Source organism: Pseudarthrobacter sp. SORGH_AS 212, assembly GCF_030818145.1.
Taxonomy (GTDB): Bacteria; Actinomycetota; Actinomycetes; order Actinomycetales; family Micrococcaceae; genus Arthrobacter.
The window spans coordinates 2492670-2513965 of sequence record NZ_JAUTAA010000001.1 but is presented as its reverse complement, the minus strand read 5'-3'; the positions used below and the strand labels follow the sequence as shown (position 1 = coordinate 2513965).

18 protein-coding genes are annotated in these 21296 nt (G+C 67.4%); 8 read left to right on the top strand and 10 right to left on the bottom strand.

Annotated features, from left to right (window positions below):
- Window positions 1-118: 118 nt before the first annotated feature.
- Window positions 119-1162, top strand: a complete 1044-nt coding sequence (locus QE394_RS11415; protein WP_349034544.1) for a glycoside hydrolase — start codon at window positions 119-121, stop codon at window positions 1160-1162.
- A 104-nt stretch (window positions 1163-1266) separates the two neighbouring features.
- On the opposite strand, the gene QE394_RS11410 is transcribed toward QE394_RS11415, so the two are convergent.
- The 8 genes from QE394_RS11410 to glnT form a co-directional block, all read right to left on the bottom strand.
- Window positions 1267-2559, bottom strand: coding sequence for an ammonium transporter (locus QE394_RS11410; RefSeq protein WP_349034543.1), 1293 nt, complete (start codon window positions 2557-2559; stop codon window positions 1267-1269).
- A gap of 257 nt (window positions 2560-2816) precedes the next feature.
- Complete coding sequence (locus QE394_RS11405) at window positions 2817-3428, bottom strand: XRE family transcriptional regulator (RefSeq protein ID WP_349034542.1); 612 nt, start codon at window positions 3426-3428, stop codon at window positions 2817-2819.
- Window positions 3429-3477: 49 nt separating this feature from the next.
- Window positions 3478-4764, bottom strand: coding sequence for an allantoate amidohydrolase (locus QE394_RS11400; protein ID WP_349034541.1), 1287 nt, complete (start codon window positions 4762-4764; stop codon window positions 3478-3480).
- An 11-nt stretch (window positions 4765-4775) separates the two neighbouring features.
- Window positions 4776-5996 carry an FAD-dependent oxidoreductase gene (locus QE394_RS11395; protein ID WP_349034540.1) on the bottom strand — a complete coding sequence of 407 codons (1221 nt, stop codon included), beginning with the start codon at window positions 5994-5996 and terminating at the stop codon, window positions 4776-4778.
- Window positions 5996-7390 carry an FMN-binding glutamate synthase family protein gene (locus QE394_RS11390; protein WP_349034539.1) on the bottom strand — a complete coding sequence of 465 codons (1395 nt, stop codon included), beginning with the start codon at window positions 7388-7390 and terminating at the stop codon, window positions 5996-5998. The genes QE394_RS11395 and QE394_RS11390 overlap by 1 nt, the downstream gene beginning before the upstream one ends.
- A gap of 9 nt (window positions 7391-7399) precedes the next feature.
- Window positions 7400-8149, bottom strand: coding sequence for a protein glxC (locus QE394_RS11385; RefSeq protein WP_349034538.1), 750 nt, complete (start codon window positions 8147-8149; stop codon window positions 7400-7402).
- On the bottom strand, window positions 8137-9057 hold the full coding sequence (locus tag QE394_RS11380) for a glutamine amidotransferase (RefSeq protein ID WP_349034537.1): 921 nt from the start codon (window positions 9055-9057) through the stop codon (window positions 8137-8139). Before QE394_RS11380 ends, QE394_RS11385 begins: the two co-directional genes overlap by 13 nt.
- 41 nt (window positions 9058-9098) lie before the next feature.
- On the bottom strand, window positions 9099-10532 hold the full coding sequence (gene glnT / locus QE394_RS11375; RefSeq protein WP_349034536.1) for a type III glutamate--ammonia ligase: 1434 nt from the start codon (window positions 10530-10532) through the stop codon (window positions 9099-9101).
- Between the two features lie 319 nt (window positions 10533-10851).
- Between glnT and QE394_RS11370 the strand changes: the two genes are divergently transcribed.
- The 6 genes from QE394_RS11370 to QE394_RS11345 all read left to right on the top strand — a co-directional run bounded on the left by QE394_RS11370 (window position 10852) and on the right by QE394_RS11345 (window position 17064).
- Window positions 10852-11871 carry a VOC family protein gene (locus QE394_RS11370; RefSeq protein WP_349034535.1) on the top strand — a complete coding sequence of 340 codons (1020 nt, stop codon included), beginning with the start codon at window positions 10852-10854 and terminating at the stop codon, window positions 11869-11871.
- Window positions 11871-12812, top strand: a complete 942-nt coding sequence (locus QE394_RS11365; protein ID WP_056081167.1) for a fumarylacetoacetate hydrolase family protein — start codon at window positions 11871-11873, stop codon at window positions 12810-12812. The genes QE394_RS11370 and QE394_RS11365 overlap by 1 nt, the downstream gene beginning before the upstream one ends.
- Entirely contained in the window at window positions 12809-13801 is a 993-nt protein-coding gene (locus QE394_RS11360; protein ID WP_235501524.1) for a cyclase family protein, read from the top strand. Before QE394_RS11365 ends, QE394_RS11360 begins: the two co-directional genes overlap by 4 nt.
- Before the next feature lie 64 nt (window positions 13802-13865).
- Window positions 13866-14990: an FAD-dependent monooxygenase gene (locus QE394_RS11355; protein WP_056081170.1), complete on the top strand. Its 1125-nt coding sequence runs from the start codon at window positions 13866-13868 to the stop codon at window positions 14988-14990.
- Window positions 14987-16057, top strand: a complete 1071-nt coding sequence (locus QE394_RS11350) for an amidohydrolase family protein (RefSeq protein ID WP_056081174.1) — start codon at window positions 14987-14989, stop codon at window positions 16055-16057. The genes QE394_RS11355 and QE394_RS11350 overlap by 4 nt, the downstream gene beginning before the upstream one ends.
- Window positions 16058-16068: 11 nt before the next feature.
- Window positions 16069-17064, top strand: coding sequence for a fumarylacetoacetate hydrolase family protein (locus QE394_RS11345; protein WP_261619492.1), 996 nt, complete (start codon window positions 16069-16071; stop codon window positions 17062-17064).
- A 51-nt stretch (window positions 17065-17115) separates the two neighbouring features.
- Here the strand turns inward: QE394_RS11345 and QE394_RS11340 are convergent, their stop codons facing one another.
- Window positions 17116-18081, bottom strand: coding sequence for a LysR family transcriptional regulator (locus tag QE394_RS11340; protein ID WP_349034534.1), 966 nt, complete (start codon window positions 18079-18081; stop codon window positions 17116-17118).
- A 180-nt stretch (window positions 18082-18261) separates the two neighbouring features.
- Here QE394_RS11340 and QE394_RS11335 point away from each other — a divergent pair, with 180 nt between their 5' ends.
- Window positions 18262-18399, top strand: coding sequence for a hypothetical protein (locus tag QE394_RS11335; protein WP_156368405.1), 138 nt, complete (start codon window positions 18262-18264; stop codon window positions 18397-18399).
- A 109-nt stretch (window positions 18400-18508) separates the two neighbouring features.
- On the opposite strand, the gene QE394_RS11330 is transcribed toward QE394_RS11335, so the two are convergent.
- A complete protein-coding gene (locus tag QE394_RS11330) occupies window positions 18509-21190 on the bottom strand; it encodes a LuxR family transcriptional regulator (protein ID WP_349034533.1) in 2682 nt (893 codons plus the stop codon).
- Between the last annotated feature and the right edge of the window lie 106 nt (window positions 21191-21296).

Sequence of the window (21296 nt, the reverse complement as noted above, 5' to 3'; positions counted from 1 at the left end):
GGTTTCGCGGCCCGGATCTGCCCAGCGTCAGCGAACCTGCGCAGCGCCAACGCATTCACGCGTCCGAAATCGCCATCTATGCTGGTATCCAGCCGAAAACTACAACGTTGGAGAAAAAGTGCCCCAGCCACAGCAGGCCGAGCAACTTGTCCCTGATGCGCCGGCCCCGCAGGCCCTGCCGCACCTGAGCCCTGACGCCTTCACGGTCCCCTACCGCGACCCCGTTTGGGACGGCCCCACCGATCCCGTCCTGGTGGCCGACCACCTGGCCAATGAGTGGGTGCTGTTCTACACCCAGCGCCGCGCCACCGCTCCGGGACTGAGCGGCGTGGAATGGGTCCACGGGACCGGCATCGGCGTTGCGAGATCGTCCGACGGCGGCGAAACCTGGCGCTATCAGGGCACCGCGGAGGGGCTCATCCCGCCCGGAACAGAACTGCCGGCAACCCTCTGGGCGCCCGACGTCGTCCGCATCGGGGACCTGTGGATCATGTACCTTTCCGTACTCGGCGGACGGCGCACGGACTGGACGGGGAAAGCCGAAATCGTCCAGTTCGCCAGCCGGGACCTCAACCACTGGGAGTACCTCGGCCCCATCGACCTCGACTCCCCCAGGGTCATCGACGCCGCCGTGGGCCGGTGCGGGGACGGCCGCTACCGGCTCTGGTACAAGGACGAGACCCGCGGTTCGAACACCTGCAGCGCGTTCAGCGACACCCCGGAAGACCCGGCGTCGTGGGTCCTTGAAGGCGTGGCAATCCCCGGGCGCCCGCATGAGGGGCCGAAGGTCTTCCGGCTGGGCGGCAGCTACTGGATGATCGTGGACGAATGGCGCGGCCAGGCCGTCTACCGTTCCGAAGATGCCGCCGGCGCCTGGATCCGGCAGGAACACCTTGGCGGGCTGATCCTCACGGCGCCGGAAACCGTGGACGGGCGGCCCGTCGTCGGACGCCATGCGGACGTGGTGCCGCTACCCGTTCCGCCTGCAGCAGGAACGTACGACGGCGGCGCGCAGCAGGCGCTGCTGGTCTACTTTACGCACCCGCACTGGGGCGGCGAGGACATTGGCACCATGGCGCCGGACCCGCGCACCCGCCTGAGCCACGTCCGCGCCGCGGTGCTGGAAGTCCGTGACGGCGTCCTGGTGTGCACCGAACACTAGGCCTTGCACGGGAATGCGCGCCACAGCGTGACGCGCATGAACCGGGCACCGCCCCCAGCAGGCGGGCCCGGCAGCTTTGCTTTCCGGTAGGTGACGGGCCGGGGTTAGACCCGCTGCGGCGAGCCCAGGTCCACCGGGTCCTCGTCCGTCAGGTAGGCCAGCTCGGAGTGGGCTGCGAGGTCGATGCCGCGCAGTTCGTCCTCGGGCTTGATGCGGAGGCCGCCCATCGTCTTGTCCAGGATCTTGGCCAGGAGCCAGGTGATGCCGAACGAGTAGGCCAGCACCGTGACGGTGGCGAGGGCCTGGACTCCGAGGAGTTCGAACCCGCCGCCGTAGAAGAGGCCGCTGACCCCGTTGGGGGCGGCGTCGGTGGCGAAGAGGCCGATCAGCAGGGTACCCAGGATGCCGCCCACCAGGTGGACGCCGACGACGTCGAGCGAGTCGTCGAAGCCCAGCCGGAACTTCAGTTCGATGGCCAGCGAGCAGACAGCGCCTGCAATCGCACCGATGGCCACGGCACCGAGCGGGCTGACCGAGCCACAGGCGGGGGTAATGGCAACGAGCGCCGAGATCAGGCCGGACGCTGCGCCCATGCTGGTGGCGGAGCCATGTCGGAACCGCTCAACAAGGGCCCAGGCCAGCAGGCCGGCGGACGCGGCCACGGCCGTGTTCAGGAAGACCACCGACGCCGAGTGTCCGGCGGAAAGGGCCGAGCCTGCGTTGAAGCCGAACCAGCCCACCCACAGCAGGCCCGCGCCCACCAGGACCAGCGGCCGGCTGTGCGGCTTGGCGTGTTCCACCTTGGGCCAGCCGGAGCTCTTGCCGAGGACAAGGGCCAGGGCCAGGGCAGCTGCGCCGGCGTTCATGTGCACCGCGGTGCCGCCGGCGAAGTCGATGGCCTTGATGCCGTTGGCGATCCAGCCGCCCACCGTGCTGCCGTCCGCGGAATTGAACGCGAACACCCAGTGCGCAATCGGGAAGTAGACGATGGTGGCCCAGATGCCGGCGAACACCATCCAGGCGCCGAACTTCATGCGGCCCGCGGCGGCACCGGCAACCAGCGCAGTGGTGACGCAGGCGAAGAACAGCTGGAACGCGGCGAACAGGATGACCGGGATGGACGCCTCCTTATCCTCGGCCATCAGCTGTCCCATGCCGGGGAACTCGGTGACATCACCGATCAGCCCCAGCCCGCCCACGGAGTTTCCGAAGGCCATTGAGTACCCGAAGAGTGCCCAGAGGACGGCCACCAGGCTGGCGCCGCCAAAGCACATCATCATCATGTTGAGAATGCGGCGCGAGCCCACCATGCCCCCGTAAAAGAGTGCGAGGGCGGGAATCATCATGCAGACCAGTGCCGAGCTGGCCAATATCCAAGCGACATTTCCCGAATCCATGGGAAACCCCTTTCGTGATGCGACGAAGAGAACGGAAATTTTGCCGTCAGAACCGCTCCGGCGGAAGGGACGCGGGGTCTGTGCCATCTTCAGCGGAGGGCGGCAGTTTGCCGTCGTGATCCAACTGTAAGGCGGGCATTTCGGGCTGGGTTTCAGGCGTGTTAAATGCTGGTTTCAGTCATCCACGCGCGAGTTTCAGGAGTAACAGGGCAGGCCAAAATGCCCGGTATTGCGGGTTTCCTGCACAGCAGCGGAAGCTATCTGGCGGAGATGGCCAGGAAGCTGATGGGGAGGTCCAGCAGCTCCAGCGGCCCGTGGGGTCCTTCACCGTCCAGCAGCAGGGAGTCGCCGGCTTCCATCGCGTATTCGTAGGAGCCGTGGCCGTAGACCATCCGGCCCGAAAGCATGTAGATGAACTCGGTGCCCGGGTGCTGGAACAGCGGAAACACGTCGCTGGCGTCCGTGAGGGTCACCAGGGTTGGTTCCAGGGCGTCGGTGCGGCCCTTGAGCGTTCCCAGCACACGGTATTCGTGGCCGTGCTGGGTTCCGCTGCGGACCGTCAGGCTGCCCTGGCCGCTCCTGGTGAAGGTGGCATCCCGGTCGGTGTCGGCACCGCGGAACAGCGCGGTGACGGGGACTTTCAGCCCGTCGGCGAGCCGCTGCAGGGTGGTGAGGGAACAGGAGGTGGTGGCGGTTTCCACCCGCGAGATCATGGCCTTGGACAGCCCGGTCCGGGCGGCCAGTTCAGCGGAGGACAGGCCCTGCGCGGTGCGGTAGTGCCGGACCTGCGCGGCGATGACCCGCTCGAGCTTGCCGGCCACGTCACCGGCCGGCTGGTCTTCTGCGCGGTCCCCGGCCTGTTCGGTCATGGTTGCCATCTTAGGCGGGCCACGCGGGCTCCGGAGTACGACGCCGGCGCTAGCCAAGGACGCGGGCCCCGCCCAGGAGCCCGGCAAGGGAGTCCGCCAGGGCAGCGGCGCCGGCTTCGGCGTCCCGGTCCTCCACCAGTTCGTCGGGCGAATGCGAGATGCCGGTGGGGTTGCGGACGAAGAGCATGGCCGTTGGCAGGTGCGCCGCCAGCACCCCGGCGTCGTGCCCTGCGCCGGTGGCCAGCACCGGCGCGGCAGGCAGGAGCTGCTGCAGCCGGTCCCGGAGGCCGCCGTCGAATTGCACCGTGGGGCTCAGCGACTCCATGGTGAGCGCAGCGGAGCAGCCTTCCCCGGCGGCGAGGACCTGGGCGTTCAACCCGATGGCCTCCACCAGCGCGGCGGTGACCGAATCCTCCGGGTGCCGGACGTCGATCCAGAGGTCCACGCGGGACGCGATGACGTTGGTGCCGCCGGGGACGGGCTGCAGCCGGCCCACCGTGGCGCGGGCGTCGCGGTACTTGCGGGAGGTGTCGCGGATGCCTACCACCACCTTGGCGGCCGCGATCATGGGGTCCCTGCGGTCCTTCATGAGTGTGGTGCCGGCGTGGTTCCCCTCGCCGGAGATGGCCAGTTTCCAGCGGCCGTGTCCCAGGATGGACGAGCCAACCGCCACCGGCTGGTCCAGGTCGATCAGGCCCCTCCCCTGTTCCACGTGCAGCTCAACGAACAGGCCCAGCTGCTGCAGCGCCTTGTAGTCGGCGCCGATGAACCGCGGGTCCTGTCCGTTGGCAGCTGCGACGTCGGCATAGGTGTTTCCGTCCGGGTCGCGGAGGTTGCGGGCCTTGTTGGGATCGAGTTCGCCGGTCAGGAGCCGCGAGCCAAGGCAGGCGATACCGAACCGCGAGCCTTCCTCCTCAGGAAACACCGCGATCGCCAGGGGGCGGCGGGGGCGGAAATTGCGGGCTTGGAGGAGGTCGACGGCGACCAGCGCCGAGGCGACCCCCAGCGGACCGTCATACTCGCCGCCGCCGGGGACGGAATCGAGGTGGCTGCCGGTGGCCACCGCGTCCTTCCGTACGCCCGTCGCCGTGTCCCACCAAGCCCAGATGATTCCGTTGGCATCGGTGTGGACGTCCAGCCCGCGCCGGGTTGCCTGCTCGATGAACCAGCTCCGCAGGTCCGTTTCGGCGGTGGAAAACACCGGGCGGGAGTAGCCGCCGCGCGTCCTGTCACGCCCGACGCCGGAGATCTCCCTAAGGAGGCCGGCTACGGTGGGTGCGCCGGTGGTTCCTGCGGGTACGGCGAGCGGCGCGGGTGCTGTCTGGGGAAGGCTCACGGGGATCCGTTCTACGTGGTGAGTGCTGGCAAGGTGGCGCCGCGGAACCGTTCCGGGACCGCCGCTGCGCCGGTGGCCAGGTCCGCTGCCCACTGTCCGATCAGCGGGGCGAATTTGGCGCCGTGCCCGGAGCAGGGCGAGACGACGGTGAGGTTGTCCGCCCGGGCGATGAGGAAGTCCTCGGTGGGCGTATTCGTGAAGAGGCAGGTGGTTTCGGCGTAGGGTTCGGGGTCCAGGCCGGGCAGGTAACGGCGGACGTAGTCCACCACGCGGGCGCGGTTGGCAGGGTCCACGTGGCCGGTCTGGTCCGCGGCCGACGGGATCAGCGGACCGCCGTTGTACTCGGCCACCTTTTGGCCGGCGAATCCGGCGTCGCGGCCGCCAGGGAGCCCGTAGGCCTGGATGTCGGCGGCCTTGTGGATGAAGGTGGGCCAGGTGGCTCCGGAATAGCCAGGGTCCTCCCGGTACCTGAAGTGGAAGGCCTGCTCCTGGCGGACGGTGAATTCCGGCAGGCCGGCGAGGAACCCGGCCGGCAGCGGCAACGACTCCAGCAGCCGTGGCAGCCAGCCGCCGGCGCTGATGACCACGTGACCGGCGTCGAGTGTTTCCCCTGCGGCGGAGTGCAGCCGGTAACCGGCGCCGGTACCGCTGCCCAGGCGTTCCACCCGCTCCTGGGTCCAGCCGGTCCGCACCTCCGCCCCGTTCCGGACCGCGAGCGCCACCATTGCGTTCACGGAGGTTTCGGCGTCGATGACCCCTGCCCCTGGGTGCCAGAGGACCTCGGTATCGAACGCGATCTGCGGCCATCGGCGGCGGGCCTCCGCGGCGGAGAGCAGCTCATGGTCGATCCCGGCCCCGGCCAGGACGCTGGCCAGCAGGGCGGGCTGCCGGGTGGGGCCGTAGTCCACAGCGCCAAAGGGTGTGATCAGTTCGGTTCCCGCTTCGGCGGCCAGCCCGTCCCAGAGTGCTTTCGAGTCCAGCACGGCCTGTGTGTAGAACGGGTCCGGGTAGGCGTAGCGGAAGATCCTGGCGGAGCCGTGGGAGCTGGCGTCGTGTGCGGCCGGGACGTCGCGCTCCAGCAGCGTGACCTGGTGCCCGCGCGCGGACAGCTGCCAGGCGGTGGCGGCACCGGCCAGGCCGGCGCCCACCACCACGTAATCTGACGGACCTGAGCGGCCGCCGGATAAGCCGGTGGCCTCGCCGGATGTCCCGCCAGGGACGCCGCCTGACATCAGAAGCTTCCCTGCACGCCGGGGATCCAACTGGTGCCGGCCAGCGGCACGCGGGCCATGGCCGATGCTTCGATGGTCAGGGCCACCAGGTCCTCGGGTTCGAGGTTGTGCAGGTGGGACTTGCCGCAGGCGCGGGCGATGGTCTGGGCTTCCATGGTGAGGACGCGCAGGTAGTTGGCCAGGCGCCGGCCAGCGGCCACCGGGTCCAGCCGCGAGGCGAGTTCCGGATCCTGGGTGGTGATGCCGGCGGGGTCCCGGCCGTCCTGGAAGTCGTCGTAGAACCCGGCCGCGGAGCCCAGGTCACCGTATTCGGCGGCGTAGCGGGGGTCGTTGTCGCCGAGTGCGATCAGCGCGGCGGTGCCGATGGCCACGGCGTCTGCGCCCAGGGCCATGGCCTTGGCGACGTCGGCGCCGGTGCGTATGCCGCCGGAGACAATCAGCTGGACCTTGCGGTGCACTCCGAGTTCCTGGAGCGCCTGGACTGCCTGCGGGATGGCGGCGAGGGTGGGGATGCCCACGTTCTCGATGAACACCTGCTGCGTCGCGGCCGTCCCGCCCTGCATGCCGTCCACCACCACCACATCGGCGCCGGACTTCACGGCGAGCGCGGTGTCGTAGTACGGCCGGGACGCGCCGATCTTGACGTAAATGGGGGTTTTCCAGTCGGTGATTTCGCGCAGTTCGCCGATCTTGATTTCGAGGTCGTCCGGGCCGGTCCAGTCCGGGTGGCGGCTGGCGGAACGCTGGTCGATACCGACCGGCAGGGTGCGCATTCCGGCCACGCGTTCGGTGATTTTCTGGCCCAGGAGCATGCCGCCGCCGCCGGGCTTGGCGCCCTGTCCCAGCACGATCTCAATGGCGTCGGCCTTGCGGAGATCGTCCGGGTTCATGCCATAGCGGGACGGCAGGTACTGGTACACCAGGTGCTTGGACTGGCCGCGCTCCTCAGGCGTCATGCCGCCGTCGCCCGTGGTGGTGGAGGTGCCCACCTCGCTGGCGCCGCGGCCCAGCGCTTCCTTGGCGTTGGCGGACAGGGCGCCGAAGCTCATGCCGGCGATGGTCACCGGGGTCTGAAGGTGCAGCGGGCGGCTGGCATGCCGGTCGCCAAGGACGACGTCGGTATCGCACTTCTCGCGGTAGCCCTCCAGCGGGTAGCGGGACATCGAGGCGCCGAGGAAGAGCAGATCGTCGAAGTGCGGGACCTTGCGCTTGGCGCCCCAGCCACGGATGTCATAGACGCCGGTGGCGGCGGCGCGCTGGATGTCGGCGATGGTGGCGCGGTCGAAGGTGGCGGACTCGCGGAGACCGAGTGCAGCGATGTCAGAAGCAGCCAGGTTCTGGGCGGGAGCTGCAGCAGGTGCCTGGGCGGGTGCGGGGAGGGAGGTGATGGTCACGGGGGCCTCCTAGTAGGCGGACGAATTGTCGACGTGGAAGTGGTAGAGGTTCCGGGCGGAGCCGTAGCGCTTGAAGTCGGCGGGGTTGTCGGTGCGGCCGGCGGCTTCGAGGAGTTCGGCGAGCTCTGCGAGGTGCTCTTCGCGGAGCGGCTTTTCGATGCAGTCTGCGCCGAGTGAGGCCACGGTTCCCTTGACGTAGATCCGGGCCTCGTAGATCGAGTCGCCCAGGGCGTCCCCGGCGTCACCGCACACCACGAGGCGGCCGGCCTGCGCCATGAATGCGGACATGTGGCCGATGTTGCCGCCCACCACGATGTCCACGCCCTTCATCGAGATGCCGCAGCGTGCCCCGGCGTTGCCGTCGATGACCACCAGGCCGCCGTGGCCGGTGGCGGCGGCGGACTGGGAGGCATCACCGGTCACGTGGACGCGGCCGGACATGATGTTCTCGGCCAGCCCCACGCCGGCATTGCCGTTGATGGTCACGTCACCCTTTTGGTGCATCCCGGCTGCGTAATAGCCCGCATGGCCTTCGATGGTCACGGCCACGCGGGCACTGATGCCGACAGCGAGGCTGTGCTTGCCGCCCGGGCTGGTGATGGTCCAGGACTGGCCGTCAACGGCGTCATGCAGGGCCTGGTTCAGGCTGCGGACGGGCGCATCGGCGAGGTCCACCACGGTGGGTGCGGCCCCGCCGTCGGACTCCGCTGGTGCAGCTGCTTCAGGCGCAGCGGTTTCGGGGGCTGTCAGAGTGACCATGTGTAGACCTTTCCGGGTTCCGGTTCAAAGATGCGGGCGTTGTCGATGCCGGGCAGGGCGGCCAGGGCGCGGTATTCGGAGGCCATGGCCACGTAGTCGTCCGTTTCGGCGATGATGGCGGGCTTGCAGGCGATGGGGTCGCGGACCACTGCCATGCTGTCCGCGGTGGTGACCACCAGGGTGTAGAAGCCGTCCAGGACCTTGCCCAGGTTCACCAATGCTTCCTCGAGGGTGTCGCCCTGTTTCAGCCGGGAGGCGACGTAGCGGGCGCCCACCTCGGTGTCGTTCTCGGAGTCGAACACCACGCCTTCACGCAAGAGGCCCCGCCGGACGGTGGCGTGATTGGAGAAGGAGCCGTTGTGGACCAGGCAGAGGTCGTCGGCCACAGAGAACGGGTGCGAGCCGCCCGCGGTGACGGCCGATTCGGTGGCCATCCGGGTGTGGGACAGGCCCTGGCTTCCGGCCATCGCCTCCAGACCGTGGTCAGCGGCGACTTCCATGGGGTGGCCCACGCTTTTCATGACCGCCACATGCTCGCCGCGGCCAATGATGGTGGCGCCGGGCACGGTTTCGGTGACGGCCTTCACCAGCAGGTCGGTCCCGACGGCGGCGCTCACCAGGGTGGTGTCGCCCACCACCTTCACGGCGGCCTGCGCGTCAGCTGGAAGCACTCCGGCGAGGAGGGCCGAGACGCCTGCGGTGAGTGCCGCCGTCGGGATCCCCTGATCCGCGCCGAGCAGGCTCAGCGTGGAGGTGCCCGGGGAGACCAGGCCCGGCGTGTTATAGACGGCGAGGCCTGCCGAGTCCGGGCCGCGGTCCACGATCTGGCAGAGCATCGAGGACAGGAGGCTGCCCATCTGGGGGTGCAGCGAGGGATTGCGCAGCTGCAGCGCGGCGATTCCGCACATGGAAAGTCCTTTGCTTGGGTTCTTGGTGGCGGGGTGGAGGGCTAGATCGAGGTGAGGTAGGTCCGGATTTCCCAGTCGCTGACCTGGTTGTGCCAGCTGAGGAACTCGTCTTCCTTGGCGTCGGCGTAGTACGCCCCGATTGCCGCGTCGCCGCTGAGGCTGGCCAGGATGACCGGGTCCCTGCGGAGTGCTTCGACGGCGTGCAGCAGCGTGGCGGGCAGGAGGTGGGCGTCCGGCCTGGACTCCCCCGGGCCGGACGGCGTGCCCGGGTCGATCGACCTCTCCACCCCGTCCAGGCCGGCTGCGACGATTGAAGCGATCGCAAGGTACGGGTTGGCGGAACCGTCGCCGGAGCGCAGTTCGATCCTCTTGTTGTCCGGCACACGGATCATATGGGTGCGGTCATTGCCGCCGTACGATGCCTTCCGCGGCGACCAGGTGGCGCCGGAGGAGCTGGTGGTGGCGCCGGTGCGCTTGTAGGAATTCACCGTGGGGGCGAGGAAGGCCTGCAGCGCCGGGGCGTGGTCCAGGACCCCGCCGATGAACGAATAGGCGAGGCCGGACAGCCCAAGGCCGCGGCCGCCGCCGTCCGTTGCATCCCCTTCCTCCGGGAACAGGGCCTTCCCGTCGGACCAGAGCGAGAGGTGGAAGTGCAGGCCCGTGCCGGTGCGGTCCGTGAACGGTTTCGGCATGAACGTGGCGGTCATGCCGCGCTGTTCGGCGAGGATGTTCAGGATGTAGCGCAGGGTGACCACGCGGTCCGCCGTGGTGAGGGCATCAGCGTAGTTGAAGTTCTGCTCGAACTGGCCGGCGGCATCCTCATGGTCGTTGGCGTAGTTGCCCCATCCCAGGCTGTTCATCGCTTCGGAGATGGAGGTCAGGTGCTCGTACATCCGGGTGACACCGCGGGCGTCATAGCAGGGCCGGGGCGAATCGTCGCGGGCGTCGGCGGTGCTCAGCGTCCCGTCGTCGTTCCTGTTGACCAGGAAGTACTCCACCTCCGCGCCCACTTTGGCCTGCATGCCCTGGTCCGCGAGGCGCGCCAGTGCATTCTTGAGGATGACACGCGGGGCGTAGGGCCAGGGTTTGCCGTTGACGTGCGGATCGCAGTGGATGATGGCCAGGCCCTCCTTGATGAAAGGCACCGGGGTGAAGGACGTGAGATCGGGGACGGCGATGAGGTCCGCGTCCTGGGGCTTCTGGCCGATGAGGCCCGCTGCATAGCCGGCGAAGCCCATGGCGCCCTTTTCGAGTTCGTCGGCGGCCTCCACCGGGACCAGCTTGGCGCAGGGCTTGCCGGTCATGTCCACGAAGGTGGCCAGGAGGAAGCGGACGTTGTGGGCACGGGCGATATCCGCAAGGGAGATGGCGGGCACTTCGGCGGGAGTTTCCGGGCGGGCTGCCGGCGGCTCGGTGCGTTCGGAAGTGGTGAACTCCGCCGCGGGGGTTACAGCAGGGGTTGCGACACTTGTCATCGAAACATTCCTGTCCGGGTTGGTGTTAGCTACTAGTAAACCTTGTTGCACCAGAGTATCCAAGGGCACGTTTCATGCGTCGCGCCGGGAGGTTAACTCGATGTTTCTCCGCACGCACAGCCGCGGCACGCTGCATTCTGCCCGGACTTGTTCGCGGGCCAGAACTTCCAACTCGAAAGCTAAACCTCCGGCCTCATGTATTTGTTTGACAGATGGTATATATAGCAAAAGCGCTCTTTCCCAAATACATGAACTGGCTCACAGTATTTACAGGACCTGCAGCAAACCGATAGCAGCCAGTACACAGAAGGAATTCAGCGTGGAAACTCCCCTCTCCCATCTCGCCCACCTTGAGATCACCACCCCCGACGTCGAAGCCTCAGCCAAGTTCTACGAGGAAAAGTTCGGAATGCGCATCATCGACCGGGTGGATGGCAACGTCTACCTGCGCTGCTGGGGCGACTACTACCGTTACAGCCTGGTCATCACCGAAGGCCCCGAGGCCACCCTTGGCCGCATGGCTTGGCGCACCAATTCGCAGCAGGCACTTGAAGCCGCTGCGGCCCGCGTTGTAGCCAGCGGTGTTCAGGGCACCTGGACTGCCGGCGGCCACGGCTTCGGCAAGGCCTACGAATTCACCGGCCCCTACGGCCACCACATGCGCCTCTTCTATGAGGTAGAAAAGTTCGTGGCTGAGCCCGGCTTCGAATCCACCTACCCGGACCGCCCCGAACGCCGCAGCAGCCACGCCGCCGCTCCCCGCTTCCTGGACCACGTCACGGTGGCGTGCTCGGATGTCCGCGGATTCGCCAAGTGGTACAACGAGGCCCTGGGATTCCGCGTCATGGCGTTCGTGGACCTGGACGAAGCTCCCATCACGGTCTTCTCCGTTTTGACCACCAACGAGAAGTCCCACGACCTCGGCGTCGTCATGGACACCTCCAAGCGGGCCGGCCGCGTCAACCACATCGCTTTCTGGGTGGACGCCACCGAGGACCTGCTCCGCACCGCGGACGTCATGATGGAAAACGGCACCCCCATGGAATACGGCCCCTCCATCCACGGCGTTGGCGAACAGAACTTCCTCTACTTCCGTGATCCGTCCGGCATGCGCGTTGAGCTCAACTCCGGCGGCTACCGCAACTACGTGCCGGATTGGGAAGCCAACACCTGGAAGCCGTCCGAGGGCTCCAACAACTTCTACAAGAACGGTGCCATGCCGCACTCCATGACCGAGTCCTTCCCGCCGGCTGAAGGTTTCACGGCCACTGAAGAAGGCGCTTCTCCTGAAATGAAGGAAGCCCTGCTCAACCCCTACGCCCAGCAGGGCCGCGGCTGATGACTGAGGCAGCATACTCCCTGGTCCGCTTCCTGGAAGCCGGCACGGACAAGGCCCGCGCAGGCCTCCTGGTGGGAGAACGCGTCCTGCCGCTGGACTCTGACATCAATTCCCTGATCCAGCACTGGGACAGCATGGAAGCAGAACTGGACACCCTGGCGGCCTCGGCCGGCGCGGACAGCGGCCTGGACCGCGCCGCCGTCGAAATTCTTGCGCCCGTTGAACCGGCGCAGGTCCTGCAGACCGGCGCCAACTACCGCAAGCACGTCGTTGATCTTGCGGTGGCACACCGCGATGCCGGGCAGGATGCGGAGGAAGTCAGGGCCAAGACCGCCGCGATGATGGATAAGCGCGCTGGCCAGGGAACGCCGTACTTCTTCATCGGACTCCCGACGGCGATCGCGTCCGCCACGGACCCCCTCACCCTGCCGTCCTACAGCAAATCCGACGATTGGGAACTGGAACTGGCGGCCGTGATCGGCAAAGAGGCTTTCCGGGTCACCCCGGAGGAAGCCCTGGAGTACGTTTTCGGCTACACCATGGTCAACGACATCACCACGCGGGAATTCGTGTTCCGCAAGGACATGCCGGCCATTGGTTCGGACTGGTACCGTGCCAAAAACGCACGGGGCTTCCTGCCCACCGGTCCGTTGCTGGTTCCCGCCAAGTTCTTCGGCGATCCGCAGAATGTCCAGGTGACCCTGAAACTCAACGGCAAGGCCATGCAGGACGAGTCCACCCAGGACATGATCTTTGGCGTGGCCAAGCTGGTCAGCGAAGCTTCCCAGATCATGCCGCTGCGTCCGGGCGATCTGGTCCTGACCGGAAGCCCGGCCGGCAACGGCCAGCACTGGGGCCGCTTCCTCCAGGACGGTGACGTCATGGAAGGCACCATCACCGGCCTGGGAACACAGCTTATCCACTGCCAGGACGAAAAGTGACGTCCAACCAGGTGGAGGTGCCGGTGATCCAGCGCAACGATCCTTTGGCCAGCATTACGGCCGCGGCGGAGCAGTACAACAACTGGGGCCGTTGGGGTGAAGGGGACGTGCTGGGGACACTGAACTTCATTGATGCCGGAAAGCGGATCGAGGCAGCGGCGCTGGTTACCTCCGGCGAGGCTTTCTCCCTTTCGCAGCCGTTCGATACCAACGGGCCGCAAAAGGGCTGGCGGCGCCGCACCAACCCGGTGCACACCATGACGGACACCGGGGTTGACGCCGAACGCGGAAACCAGGGTTTCCCTCATGGTTTTGGCGGGGCAGATGACGTGATTGCCATGCCCCTCCAATGTTCCACGCAGTGGGACGGGCTGGGGCACATCTTCGATCGCGGCAAGGCCTGGAACGGAAGGGCAGCGGGCGACGTTGTCACCTCCGAGGGAGATTTGGTCACCGGTATCGAGACCGCGGCAGCAAAGGTTGTCACCCGTGGCGTGTTGCTGGATGTAGGGCGCGTTCTGGGGACCGGTGGGGAATTGCCGGACGGCTTTGCCATCACGCCGGAACACCTCGAGCAAACCATCCAGGCGCAGGGTGCCAGTTCGCAGGTACGGCGCGGGGACATCGTGATCATCCGCACCGGCCAGTACAGCCGTGTACGCCGCGACGGGTGGGGCGACTACGCAGGTGGCTCCGCTCCGGGCTTGTCCTTCACCACGGCTTCGTGGCTCCACGAATCCGAGATCGCGGGTATCGCAACGGATACGTGGGGTTTCGAGGTCCGGCCGAACGAGTTCGAGGGTGCTTTCCAGCCGCTCCACCAGATCGCCATCCCCAACCTGGGCCTGTTCCTGGGCGAAATGTGGGATCCGGATGCCCTGGCGGAAGCCTGCGCCCTGGACGGCAGGTACGACTTCATGTTGACCGCGGCCCCGCTTCCCATCACGGGTGCAGTGGGATCACCGGTCAACCCGATCGCCGTCAGGTAGTCAGCCCGCGTTCCGGAACCGGGCACACAATGCAATAAACGCCGTCCCAACAAAGGAGTCAACGATGGCAGCAGTACAGACAGTGGGAATAGCCGGAGCCGGAGCCGCGGGCCTGGCTGCTGCCATCCTCCTCGCCGAGGCCGGCGTCGACGTCGAAATCCTGGAGAAGGCCAGCGAGCCGCAGGTGCTGGGTTCAGGAATCACCCTGCAGGGCAACGCCCTGCGGATCCTTCGCCAGCTGGGCGTCTGGGACCAGGTGGAAGCCAAGGGGTATTCCTTCAGCAATCTTGGCCTCCGCGCTCCGGATCCCGCCGGGACGGTGATTGCGGTTCTGGAGGACATCCGGACAGGCGGCGAGGATCTTCCGGCTACCCTGGGCATGTACCGGCCGGATCTCACCGCCATCCTCCGCGAGCGCGCCGAGCAGGCGGGCGCACGCATCAGTTACGGCAAGAGCGTCACGGAGATAGCGGACGACGGCGGGTCTGTCACCGTACGCACGGCCGATGGCACCGCCGCCAGCTACGACATCCTGATCGGCGCCGACGGCCTGCACTCCGCTGTTCGCCGGGCGATCGGCATCGATGTCGAACCCAGGCCCACCGGCATGGGCATCTGGCGCGCTTTCGTCGAGCGGCCCGAAGAAGTGGTCCGCACCGACCTCACCTATGGCGGCCCATGCTTCATCGCCGGCTACTGCCCCACGGGCCCTGACACCATCTACGCGTACCTGGTGGAAAAGGCGCAGGAGCGCAAGCATGGGGACGGCCCCCGCATCATGGCCGAACTCGCCGCAGCCTACGGCGGCCCGTGGAAGGAAATCCGCGCCAACCTGGACCACAGCGCCCGCATCAACTACACGTGGTTCACCACCCACCTGGTGGACGGGCCGTGGAACCGCGGCCGTACCGTGATCATCGGCGACGCCGCACACAGCTGCCCGCCCACGGTGGCGCAGGGCGCCGCCATGGCACTTGAGGACGCCGCTGTCCTCGCTGAACTGCTGATCCAGGCCGACGAGATCACCGAGACGCTCTGGAAGGAATTTACCGACCGCCGGCTGGACCGGGCCAAGGCAGTAGTCACCGCCTCCGTCCAGCTGGGCCAGTGGATGCTCGACGGCGTCCGCGACGCCAACGTGCCAGGCCTGATGAACTCGCTGTCCACGATGCTGAAGGAACCCGCATGAGCACCGATTCAGTTCAATCCCCCACTGTGGACGTCCACGCCCACGTCCTGCTTCCGGCCCTGCAGCAGCTGGTGGCCGAGGCTGATCCCGAGGGTTTCGGCGCCCAGCAGGCCCTGGAAGTGCGGCGCAACGGCCAGGAGTCCATGGCCGTGTCGGGCAAGATGATCAAGGACCGCTGGCCGCAACTGACGGACCTGGACCGCCGGCTTGCCGACATGGATGCCCAGGGTGTCGATGTGCAGCTGGTCTCGCCGTCGCCTTCACACTTCTACTACTTCGCCGGCGGGGAACTCGCGCTCCAGCTGGCCCGTTCCGCCAACCAGGCCGTGCGGGACTTCGTGGACCGCGCCCCGGACCGGCTCAATGGCCTGGGCCTGGTTCCGCTGCAGCACCCTGACCTGTGTGTGGAAGCCCTGGAACACGCGGTCCTGGCATGCGGGCTGCTGGGCGTGGAAATCGGTTCTTTCGCCGCCACCCCCGGTGGCGACCGCACCACCGTTGAGCTGAGTGACCCGCGGCTGGAACCGTTCTGGTCCCGGGCGGAGGATCTGGGCGCCCTGGTGTTCCTGCACCCGTTCGGCTGCTCCCTGGATGAGCGGCTGGACCGCTTCTACCTCGCCAACACGGTCTCCCAGCCCGCCGAAAACGCCGTGGCCCTGTCCCATCTGATCTTCTCCGGCGTCCTGGACCGCCATCCGGACCTCAAGATTCTGGCCGCACACGGCGGCGGGTACCTGCCCACCACCCTCGGCCGCTCCGACCGCGCCTGGCGGGTCCGGCCCGAGGCACACGGGTGCGCCGAACCGCCGTCGTCCTACGTGAAGAAGTTCTACTTCGATTCCCTGGTGCACAGCCCGGCCGAACTGGCGGCCCTCGTGGCCGCCGCCGGCCCGGGCCAGGTGCTGCTCGGCTCCGACTACCCGTTCGACATGGGCTCAGACCAGCCAGTCACCGAGGTAACCCAGGCACAGCTTCACTCCACAGACGAGGCGAAGATCCTTGCCGGGAACGCCGCAGCCCTCGGTATCGTGCCAGCGTCCGCCCGCACCGCCAGCCGCACAGCCTAAGGAACACATTCATGGTCAAGATCGCCCGATGGAATCACGACGGCGGAACGCAGTCCGGCTTTGTCGATGACGGCGCCTGCCACGCCCTGCCGGCGGCCCAGGACGTGCAAACCCTGCTGGACGCCGGATTGGAGGAGACGCTGGACATTGCCCGGCGGACTATAGGCTCCGGCCCGGCGGTTCCGCTGGAGGACGTGCAACTACTAGCCCCGCTGGCGCCGGCCACCATCCGCGACTTCGTGGCCTTCGAGGAGCATGTTGAGGGGGTCCGGAAGAGCATCGACGGCGTCGCCGGCGTGGTACCCGAATGGTTCGAGGCGCCCACGTTCTACTTCACCAACCCGCACACCGTGACCGGCACCGGCGAGGTGATTGGGATCCCGGCGGGCTGTACGGACCTGGACTTTGAGACCGAGGTGGCAGCCGTCGTCGGACGCGTTCCCGGCAGCGACGGCCGGAACCTGGACGCGGACACAGCGCACCGGCACATCTTCGGGTACACGATCCTCAACGACTGGTCCGCCCGCGATTTGCAGCGTCGGGAGATGAAGGTCAGCCTGGGGCCCTGCAAGGGCAAGGATTTCGCCAACACCCTGGGACCGTGGATCGTCACCGCGGACGAGTTCGAGGACCGGCACGATGGCGAAGGGTTCCTGCCGGTCTCCATGGCCGTGGAAGTCAACGGCAAACAGATCGGCCAGGACCTGCTCTCCAACATGGGCTGGCCGTTCGCCGAACTGGTGGCGTACGCTTCCCAGGACTCCGTGGTGAAGCCCGGTGACGTACTGGGCTCCGGAACCTGCGGCAGCGGCTGCCTCGCCGAACTCTGGGGCCGCAACGGATCCCAGACTCCCCCACCTCTGCAAACCGGCGACGTAGTGCGCATGACCGTCGAAGGCATCGGCAGCATTGAAAACACCGTAGGCGAGCGCCGCGAAGCGGTGACCCGGGTTCCCGCCCGGACCCGTCCGCGCAACCGGGTTGCCGCTCCGGTTCCGGCTACCTGATAAACCACTGCAGGTAGCCGCAAGTGCCGTTGAGGAGGCTCATGACGGCAGTTACTGCTGCCCGGTGGCGGATTCAATCACGACTGCGTGAGCCTCGACGGGGAAGAGTTCCTGCAGCCGGCTACATGAACGCTGGACCACCGAACGCAGCCAGACGCTTGCCGGGTCCTCCGTCTGGGACGGATGCCAGTACATGGCCTCCACCAGGGACGCTTCGGTCCCCTCTGCGAATTCCAGGACCACGATATTGGCGCCGCGCCCGGCGCGCGCGGCCAGCATCCGCGGGACCAGCGCCACAAGGTCCGTCCCCTCCACCAGCAGCGGCAGGGACAGGAACCCGGCCACAACGGCCGCTACCCGCCGCTGCAGGCCCAGTGACTCGAAGAGCTTGTCCGCCGGGGTGCTGACGCCCTCGCCGAAATACCCGACGGCGTGCGGCACCGTGATCAGGTCTGCCGGTGTGAGCCGGGGCTGCTGAAGCAGGGGACTCCCGGCGTCCGCGACCATCACAAAGCTGTCCCGGAAAAGCTGTCTGCTGGCACCCTGCATGTGGTATCCGGTGGGCCCCACCAGAAGGTCGATCTTCGAGTAGTCGGCCAGCTGGCCCTGGATCCCGGATTTGGAGGTGGGCATGAAGTCCACTGACACTCCGGGAGCCTCATCACGGAGGATTCCCCGCAAGGGACCAACAATCAGCGCCGCGGCATAGTCCGAGGCGGCGATGATAAATTCCCGCTCGCTGGTGCCGGGGTCGAAACCTGACCTCACCCGGGTGGCCCGCCGGATGTGCAGCAGGGCTTCGTCAACCAGTGGGACCAAGGATTGCGCAAAAGGGGTTAGATCATAGGTACGGCCGTTGCGGACGAGGAGTTCGTCGTCGAAATGCCGCCGGAGCCTCGCGATCGCCGCGCTGGTGGCCGGCTGGCTGAGCTGGAGCCGTTCCGCCGCTCGGGAGATGTTCTTCAGCTCCAGCAGGACCTGCAAAGGGGGCAGCAGGTTCAGGTCCAGGTTCTTCATACCCACAGGTTATCCGCGCCCCGCACCCACAAAGACCGGGCACCTCTGGAGGCAGCTCACGGACCGCCTTCCGCGCGCCCCGGATGCGTAGGTAGCACCTGGGTGATTGGAGTGCCCCCACCCCGCAGAGGGGTGGTGGGCACGCTTTTAGGGCAGCGCCGGGGCCGTCAGAATTGCTGCATGGATGCTCAGGAAATGGAGCGGGTGTGGCATGGAAGCCACCGGAAGGGCCAGGCCAAGATGTGGCAGTTGGCCTTTGTCTGGTGCGTCCTTGGCCTCGTGTCGATTTCGGTACTCATGACGTCCCTGCCGCTGTAGCGGGGATGCCCGGCACCACCAGGGCCCGGCCGGAAAGCTGCATTGCAGTCTTCACCGGCCGGGCCCCTTTGCGGGCAGTAGGTTGGTGCAACCCTCCTGGCGGGCCGGGCTACTCCGGGAAATCCCCTCCGTGGTTCCACACCTCGGAAAGTTCCTGCCGGCTCGAAACCCCGAGTTTTCCGTAGGTCCGCTGCAGGTGGGCGTTGACTGTATTCACGGAGATCCCCAGGCGGACCGCCGCTTCTGCGCTGCTCAGCCCGGAAGCTATCAGCCCGGCAACTTCCCTCTCCCTGTTGGACAGCTTGCCGAGGTCAGGGAGGGCAGCGGCGGGCCTTGCAGCTGTGGCCCCTGACGCCGGCATGTCCCCGGTTCCCAGGACATCCTCCTGGTCAGGATCGTCGTCCCCGGGGAATGCTACCTCCGGACGGAACGCCGGCACGTCGTCCTGCGACTCCCCCAGCATTGCCGGCGTCACGGTCCAGATGAGGTCCGCCACCCCCACCTCGTGGGACCTCACTCCGCGCGCTCCCGTCCGTGCCGCAAGTCCCAGGTTCAGGTTCTCCAGGGCGCGGTGTCCCCGTTTGCCGGCGGTATCCGCCAACTGCAACAGCCTGCGGTTGGACGAGCCTGCTCCGCTCACCACCGAACGGGCCGCCGAAGAATAGCTGTCCGCCAGCCGGGCAGCCAGATAGCTGCCTGACTGCCGTCTCGCGTCGTAGGCTGCCAGGGCGCGGCGGACCTGCCCCACGTCTCCCAGCAGCCACGCGGCCGCGGCAAGTCCACCCAGCGTGACCGGCAACAGCCCTTCCGGGTCAGCTTCATCGAAACGCACTTTTGCTTGCCGGAAATGCTCACACGCCAGGTCGAGGCTGCCCTGCCGGGCCAGGACGAAGGCCCGGTACAGGTGCGCCGGTCCCTCAAAATAGCTGAGCCGGCCCACAGTCTGCCTCGGCGCCCCCGAGCACACCATTTCCCTGCCACCCCACTGCCCCCGCCAGATCAGGTTGGAGCCGTGAATGATCAGCACCACGGCATGGAAGTCCACAGTGCACCGGGGCAGGTGTTCCAGGGATTCCAGGGCCGCGGTGGACAGCTCCACCGCCTCGGCAAACCGGCCGCCAACGGCCAGCCCCTGCGAGACCAGGGCCATGAGCAGCACACCCGCCTCGGTTGTCGGCAGCGGAGGCGGGCCACCGGTCTCACCGGAATCCCGGTGATCGCCGCCCAGAGCGGTACCGATGGTGTGCTGCCGGCTAAGCCGCTGGTACAGCGCATCCCCGGCGCGTGGCCAGGTTCCGGACTGGGCGTCAAGGTACAACTGCAGGACGTCCAGTTCGTCCCGGGCCTCCTGCCCGCCAAAGGGTTCGGCGTCGGCGGCGGCCTCCACCCGCCGTCGTGCATCGTCAACGAGGGCATGCAAAACGTTGGGGTCCGGGGACGTGGGATACAGCGCCCGCAGCAGCAACCAGACCGCCCGCAGGAACTCCCTGTTGTCCGACCCGTCCGAGGATGCCAACAGCCGCCGGAGCAGCTGGACGCTGCCGTAAATGTCCCCCATGAGGTACAGGGCCCTCGCATGTTCAACGCCGGCCGGGAGCCTGAGTTCCGGCGCCGTCACCCCTGCGGCGGCCTGCCGGGCCCGGTGGCTGTCATGCAGGTCGTTGGCGGCGACGGCGACGGCCAGCAAGTCGGCGTCCGGCGTGGGCAAGCCGCTTACCTGCTCCAGGGCGACGCGGCGGAACAGGTCCCACAGCGAACCGGCATCGCCGTGGGACATCTGGCCGCGGAGGGCAAGCCGCAGTTCACGCTGCCGGTCCGGCGCCAACTGCTGCAGGGCAGCACCGGCTTCGAGGACATGGTTGAGAGTTGCGGTGGCGGCAGCGGGATCCGGCAGTCCGGCGTCTTGGATCCGGACGGCTCCCGCAGACCGGAGCTCCGCCAGGGCTACGCTGCCTGCCAGCGCCTCGGCGACGCCGACGGACAGGGGCTCGCCGACGGCCAGGAAATCTATCAGCTGCCGCTGCTGGTGCGGATACATGGCCAGCCGGCGCGTCACGAGCTCCTGGATCTGGGTGCTCCCGCGTGTGTCGCGGGCCATCGACCATTCACCGCCGGAACAGGCAACACCACCGCCGGCCACCGCCGCATCCAGGAGGAGCCTCGCGGCCAGCATGTTGCCTGCGGAGTCCGCCTGGATGTTCCGGACCAGGCCTTCGGACGGCCGGCCCTGGAGGCGGGACGCCAGGAAGTCCCGCATCCGTTCCGGTCCAAGCTCGGAAAGGTTGACCACGGACAGCTGCCTGGCCACCACCGACTCCATCAGTTCCATGCGCAGCGGCCGGTCGGAACGGTGCGTTGCCAGCAGCCGGATGTCCGGTTCGGACACCACCCTGTTGAGGAGCCAGAGCGACAGGTCGTCGAGGAAATCTATGTTGTCCAGGGCCAGCAGCACGGGCGTCCCCGGCGGCCCGGCGCTGCGCAACGCCTGGCGCGAGGCCTGCACCAGGAACCTGGGGGAAGCATTCGATTTCGCGGGCAGGTCCGGAACCAGCGCCATGGCAATGCTGAACGGAACATCGGCGAAGGAACTGGCCGCTGTGCGCGCAACTACAGAGAAGGTGCCCTCCAGGACGGAGGCCGCGGCGTCCAGCAGGGTTGTCATGCCCGAACCGCCGGCGCCGGAGATCAGCACACCCGCCGGTTCCGGCCCTGACAGGGCGACAACAATGTCATGCAGCTCCGCTGCCCGGATGATTCCCTGAGAAGGGTGGTTGCCTGCCGCGTTGTCCATGGTCCTGTCTTAGGTGAGGGCCACCGGGCGCATTTCCTGGTGGCCGCGGTAGGACCGTTGTCGAGATGCTCACACGGTATCGGGCCGGTTCAGGCAGGGATTGAGT

Coding starts and splice junctions, on each gene's coding strand:
- QE394_RS11410 (WP_349034543.1), bottom strand. CDS start 2,559: ATGGATTCGGGAAATGTCGCTTGGATATTGGCCAGCTCGGCACTGGTC.
- QE394_RS11405 (WP_349034542.1), bottom strand. CDS start 3,428: ATGACCGAACAGGCCGGGGACCGCGCAGAAGACCAGCCGGCCGGTGAC.
- QE394_RS11395 (WP_349034540.1), bottom strand. CDS start 5,996: ATGTCAGGCGGCGTCCCTGGCGGGACATCCGGCGAGGCCACCGGCTTA.
- QE394_RS11385 (WP_349034538.1), bottom strand. CDS start 8,149: ATGGTCACTCTGACAGCCCCCGAAACCGCTGCGCCTGAAGCAGCTGCA.
- QE394_RS11380 (WP_349034537.1), bottom strand. CDS start 9,057: ATGTGCGGAATCGCCGCGCTGCAGCTGCGCAATCCCTCGCTGCACCCC.
- glnT (WP_349034536.1), bottom strand. CDS start 10,532: ATGACAAGTGTCGCAACCCCTGCTGTAACCCCCGCGGCGGAGTTCACC.
- QE394_RS11365 (WP_056081167.1), top strand. CDS start 11,871: ATGACTGAGGCAGCATACTCCCTGGTCCGCTTCCTGGAAGCCGGCACG.
- QE394_RS11355 (WP_056081170.1), top strand. CDS start 13,866: ATGGCAGCAGTACAGACAGTGGGAATAGCCGGAGCCGGAGCCGCGGGC.
- QE394_RS11350 (WP_056081174.1), top strand. CDS start 14,987: ATGAGCACCGATTCAGTTCAATCCCCCACTGTGGACGTCCACGCCCAC.
- QE394_RS11345 (WP_261619492.1), top strand. CDS start 16,069: ATGGTCAAGATCGCCCGATGGAATCACGACGGCGGAACGCAGTCCGGC.
- QE394_RS11340 (WP_349034534.1), bottom strand. CDS start 18,081: ATGAAGAACCTGGACCTGAACCTGCTGCCCCCTTTGCAGGTCCTGCTG.
- QE394_RS11335 (WP_156368405.1), top strand. CDS start 18,262: ATGGATGCTCAGGAAATGGAGCGGGTGTGGCATGGAAGCCACCGGAAG.
- QE394_RS11330 (WP_349034533.1), bottom strand. CDS start 21,190: ATGGACAACGCGGCAGGCAACCACCCTTCTCAGGGAATCATCCGGGCA.